Consider the following 4,984-nt stretch of genomic DNA (forward strand, 5'->3'; position numbering starts at 1 on the left):
GCAGCATGTCTGGGGAACATGACTTAGATAAACTTCAACTTCGATATAAAGAAATTGAGAAACTGATAGAGTCTTATGACAAAGAAATAATCATGAATATGGGGTCATTGCCTGAGTTAAATAATAGCCTGGTTATTGTGTGCAAAACAAGTCCTAATGCCTTGGCGTTGATAAACTCTCTGCTGCTAGAATTATCAAATAAGCATGACACGCTTTGGACACGATTCGTGAATGCTATTGCTTCAGTCCTTTTCCCTGATTTATCCCAAGATTACAAAAATGTAAATATGCAGTCAGCAAAAGATTTATTAGAGTTAAAAGGGCTAATTACTGAATTAAGGAAATATGCGGGTTATGACCAAGTGGCGCAAGCAAATTGGCTCTATGGACTGGTTACTCAGATATTCGTTAAGGGCACACCAGCCCAATACCCTTTCGACCCTCTCAATATATTATCCCCGGATCGTAAAGTTTGGTTAGCGCTGCAAAAGGAATGGCCTGTGCTGATAAAGCCTAAATCCACTGAACCAGAAGCTGCTCAATAGTTGAATCAAGATAAACTGCCGTTTCCGCACTTTGTTGTCGTGGCAGTTCGCGGTAAACTGGGGCTAAGTTTTGGCTCACTCATCAGGAAGCACTATGCATTGCCCGTTTTGTGCCGCTGTGGATACTAAAGTCATTGACTCCCGTCTGGTGAGCGATGGTTCGCAAGTGCGCCGCCGCCGCCAGTGTTTAGATTGTAATGAACGTTTTACCACTTTTGAAGTGGCAGAACTGGTGTTGCCGCGCGTGGTTAAAAGTGATGATGTGCGCGAACCCTTCAACGAAGATAAATTACGGCGTGGCATGCTGAAAGCATTAGAAAAGCGTCCGGTTAGCTCTGATGATGTCGAAACAGCAATAAGTCATATCAAATCCCAATTGCGCGCCACGGGCGAGCGGGAAGTTCCGACGAAAATGGTGGGTAACCTGGTAATGGAAGCCCTCAAACGGCTCGATAAAGTGGCCTATATTCGCTTCGCCTCGGTCTATCGTAGCTTTGAAGACATTCGTGAATTCGGTGAAGAAATTGCCCGTTTGCAGGATTAATTCGCGTCAAATGGTTATTTAGCGAGGGTCGCGCAGCCATAAAGCGGCGCAATAAACGGAAGGAAAGCCATGCAGACTGATGAGTTCTATATGGCCCGCGCTTTTGAACTCGCGCGGTTAGGGCGGTTTACTACCTCGCCAAACCCAAATGTTGGGTGTGTATTGGTGCGTGATGGTGAAATTGTCGGCGAAGGGTATCATTTGCGAGCCGGAGAGCCACACGCCGAAGTACATGCATTACGCATGGCGGGTGAGAAAGCGCGTGGTGCAACGGCTTATGTCACCCTTGAGCCTTGTAGTCACCACGGGCGCACGCCGCCTTGTGCGGATGCACTGGTGGCCGCTGGTGTAACCCGAGTCGTGGCGGCCATGCAGGACCCCAATCCGCAAGTTGCCGGGCGCGGGTTATATAAATTGAAACAGGCCGGGGTTGCAGTCGACCACGGTTTGATGTTGGCGGAAGCTGAAGCCGTGAATCTTGGTTTCCTAAAGCGGATGCGTACCGGTTTTCCTTATTTGCAATTGAAAATGGCGGCATCATTAGATGGACGTACCGCGATGGCCTCGGGTGAAAGCCAGTGGATTACGTCGCCACAGGCACGCCAGGATGTGCAGCGTTTTCGGGCTGAGAGTTCGGCGATTCTCAGTACCAGTGCCACCGTAATAGCGGATGACCCTTCGCTCACGGTGCGCTGGTCGGAGTTAGATGCCCAAACGCAAGCCTTGTATCCCCAAGATTCGCTGCGCCCACCGGTTCGGATTATATTGGATAGCCATAACCGTGTAACGCCTGAACACAAAGTGACACAACAAAATGGCCCATGCTGGCTGGCGCGGGTTGAGGCGGATCAGCAGCCATGGCCAGATAATGTCGAGCAGTTATTGTTACCTCGCCATGGTAATGGTGTGGATTTGGTATTATTGATGATGCAACTTGGCAAGCGGCAAATTAACTCAGTGTGGGTTGAAGCCGGGCCACAACTGGCAGGCGCACTATTACAGGCCGGTGTGGTTGATGAGTTAATTCTGTATATCGCGCCAAAACTGTTGGGTAGCGATGCCCGCGGATTGTGCCAGTTGGCTGGATTAACGCATTTAGCACAAGCCCCTGAATTTGTCTTCAGTGATGTACGTCAGGTGGGGCCAGACTTACGTTTGCGTTTGAAACCGAAGTATTAATTGAATTTTCCGGCAGAATTTCCCGAAGCTCAATCATCGTCTTGCCAAGCGTTTTGTAAATGCGCAGGGGCGGGGCGTGAAAGAATATGATAGAATCCGCCCCCCTGCGGGGTATGAACCCATATTGAGGAAAGCTATGAACGTTATCGAAGGTGTTGTTGCTACTCCTAATGCCCGCGTGGCGATTGCAATTGCGCGTTTTAACAACTTTATCAACGACAGTCTGCTGGAAGGTGCAATTGATGCCCTGAAGCGCATTGGTCAGGTAGCTGATGACAACATTACTGTTGTTTGGGTACCGGGTGCCTATGAGTTGCCGCTGGTTGCCAATGTATTAGCAAAAACAAATCGTTACGATGCGGTAATTGCGCTGGGTACGGTTATCCGTGGGGGAACTGCGCACTTTGAATATGTTGCTGGTGAAGCGAGTTCTGGCTTGGCAAGTGTAGCCATGAATAGCGATATTCCAGTCGCTTTCGGTGTGCTGACCACAGAAAGTATTGAGCAGGCAATTGAGCGTGCTGGTACTAAAGCGGGTAATAAAGGTGCAGAAGCTGCCCTGACCGCACTTGAAATGATTAATGTAATCAAAGCTATTAAAGGCTGAATTTAGTTAAGGGGAATTCCGTGAAACCTGCTGCTCGTCGCCGCGCTCGTGAGTGCGCTGTTCAAGCGCTTTACTCTTGGCAGTTGTCTAAAAACGACATCGCTGATGTTGAATTACAGTTCCTGTCGGAGCAGGATGTCAAAGATGTAGACATCTCCTATTTTCGCGAATTGCTGTCAGGGGTCGCAGTTAATGCCACATCTTTGGATGCGTTAATGACACCTTTTCTTTCCCGCCAGCTCGAGGAATTAGGTCAGGTTGAAAGAGCTATTCTGCGTATTGCACTGTTTGAACTGAGCAAACGTAATGATGTCCCTTATAAAGTGGCAATCAATGAAGCTATCGAACTGGCCAAAACTTTCGGTGCGGAAGATAGTCACAAGTTCGTAAATGGCGTGCTGGATAAAGTAGCTCCGACAGTACGTAAAAAGAAATAATATACCCAAAGTCATTGGCAGCGCTAACACCGCGTCAAGTGAAGAGGGATATGATTAAGGCCGGGAACCGGCCTTAATCATATATCGGTAAACACTCCTGGAATTGTATTATGGCATGTGGCGAATTTGACCTCATTGCCCGCTACTTTGACCGGTTTAGAAGTAATCGCCGGGATGTAGAGCTGGGTATTGGAGACGACTGCGCACTTCTCACCGTGGCAGAAAAACAGCTGTTGGCCATCAGTACGGATACACTGGTGTCGGGCGTTCATTTCCTACCGGATATCGATCCGGCCGATCTTGGTTACAAATCTTTAGCGGTAAACCTTAGCGATTTAGCTGCAATGGGTGCCGATCCTGCCTGGTTATCTCTTGCTTTAACCCTACCCAATGTAAATGAAGACTGGTTGCAGGCATTCAGTGATAGCTTATTTGATCAACTTAACTATTACGGTATGCAACTGATTGGTGGTGATACTACTCGTGGGCCATTGAGTCTAACGCTGACCATTCAAGGTTTGGTACCGGAAGGGCGGGCATTGACCCGAGCCGGTGCGCGAATTGGTGACTGGATTTATGTTACCGGTACGCTAGGTGACAGTGCCGCAGGACTGGCGATTTTGCAAAATGCGTTGCGAGTTGATAACGAAGCCGATAGGTCTGCATTAATTCACCGTCATCTGCGGCCACAGCCACGGGTGCTGCAAGGGCAGGCATTGCGCGACCTTGCCAGCTCTGCCATTGATATTTCCGACGGGCTGATTTCTGATCTGCAACATATCCTGAAAGCGAGCAATTGTGGGGCGCGTATTGAGTTGGATGCATTGCCTTACTCTGATGCGCTAACACGTCAGGTTGACGCTGAACAGGCTCTACGCTGGGCGTTGAGTGGTGGTGAAGATTATGAGTTGTGCTTTACCGTACCTGAGATAAACCGTGGTGCACTGGATGTCGCTCTCAGTAATACCGGCGCAGGCTATACTTGTATTGGGCAGGTAGGCCCGCAATCGGAAGGTGTTAAATTCTTCCGTGAAGGTAAGGCAGTACAACTGGATTTTCGTGGTTTTGATCACTTCTCAACAGGTAAATCCCATGGATGAAGCCAAACGCCGTTTGCGGTTAACCAATCCTTGGCATTTGCTGGCCACCGGCTTTGGTAGTGGTTTATCACCATGGGCACCCGGTACCATGGGGTCAATTGCGGCAATCCCATTCTGGCTGCTATTGATCCAGCTCCCATGGCAGCTTTATTCTTTGGCTGTAATGTTCAGCATCTGCATTGGTGTCTACATTTGTCATCGTACCGCCAAAGATATGCAGGTTCATGACCATGGCAGTATCGTTTGGGATGAATTTGTCGGCATGTGGATAACCCTGATGGCATTGCCCGTCAATCATTGGCAATGGGTCGCTGCGGGTTTTGTCGCGTTCCGAGTTTTTGATATCTGGAAGCCTTGGCCGATTCGCTGGTTTGATCGCAATGTCCATGGTGGCATGGGGATCATGATCGATGACATTATTGCCGGGGTGATTGCGGCGGCGATTATCTTTGTTATCGGGCACTATTGGCCAATTGATTTATTCTACTAATACCCGTCATCTTTCAAATTGCAGGTGCGTTGGCTGCATTCGCTTACCCGAATCACTGACTCATGTCAGCTCATCGGGATGC

7 protein-coding genes are annotated in these 4,984 nt (G+C 48.9%); all 7 read left to right on the forward strand.

Features of this window, described 5'->3' with window-relative positions; genetic code table 11:
- Positions 1-545: hypothetical protein (locus tag V2A85_RS21810; RefSeq protein WP_420072349.1), on the forward strand; the 545-nt coding region annotated here is incomplete at its 5' end.
- A 94-nt stretch (positions 546-639) separates the two neighbouring features.
- Positions 640-1,089 (forward strand): transcriptional regulator NrdR, encoded by a 450-nt coding sequence (nrdR, locus tag V2A85_RS21815; RefSeq protein WP_005182112.1) that lies wholly within the window; start codon positions 640-642, stop codon positions 1,087-1,089.
- Positions 1,090-1,158: 69 nt separating this feature from the next.
- Positions 1,159-2,268, forward strand: coding sequence for a bifunctional diaminohydroxyphosphoribosylaminopyrimidine deaminase/5-amino-6-(5-phosphoribosylamino)uracil reductase RibD (ribD, locus tag V2A85_RS21820; protein WP_372558184.1), 1,110 nt, complete (start codon positions 1,159-1,161; stop codon positions 2,266-2,268).
- Positions 2,269-2,404: 136 nt separating this feature from the next.
- Positions 2,405-2,875, forward strand: coding sequence for a 6,7-dimethyl-8-ribityllumazine synthase (gene ribE, locus V2A85_RS21825; RefSeq protein ID WP_005182120.1), 471 nt, complete (start codon positions 2,405-2,407; stop codon positions 2,873-2,875).
- Between the two features lie 20 nt (positions 2,876-2,895).
- Positions 2,896-3,312: a transcription antitermination factor NusB gene (nusB, locus tag V2A85_RS21830; RefSeq protein ID WP_083160059.1), complete on the forward strand. Its 417-nt coding sequence runs from the start codon at positions 2,896-2,898 to the stop codon at positions 3,310-3,312.
- Positions 3,313-3,422: 110 nt separating this feature from the next.
- Complete coding sequence (gene thiL, locus V2A85_RS21835) at positions 3,423-4,412, forward strand: thiamine-phosphate kinase (RefSeq protein ID WP_083160057.1); 990 nt, start codon at positions 3,423-3,425, stop codon at positions 4,410-4,412.
- On the forward strand, positions 4,405-4,902 hold the full coding sequence (gene pgpA, locus V2A85_RS21840; protein WP_338628848.1) for a phosphatidylglycerophosphatase A: 498 nt from the start codon (positions 4,405-4,407) through the stop codon (positions 4,900-4,902). Before thiL ends, pgpA begins: the two co-directional genes overlap by 8 nt.
- Positions 4,903-4,984 lie beyond the last annotated feature (82 nt).

Origin of the sequence: Yersinia sp. 1252 StPb PI (assembly GCF_048593885.1) — a bacterium.
GTDB lineage: Bacteria > Pseudomonadota > Gammaproteobacteria > Enterobacterales > Enterobacteriaceae > Yersinia > Yersinia enterocolitica_E.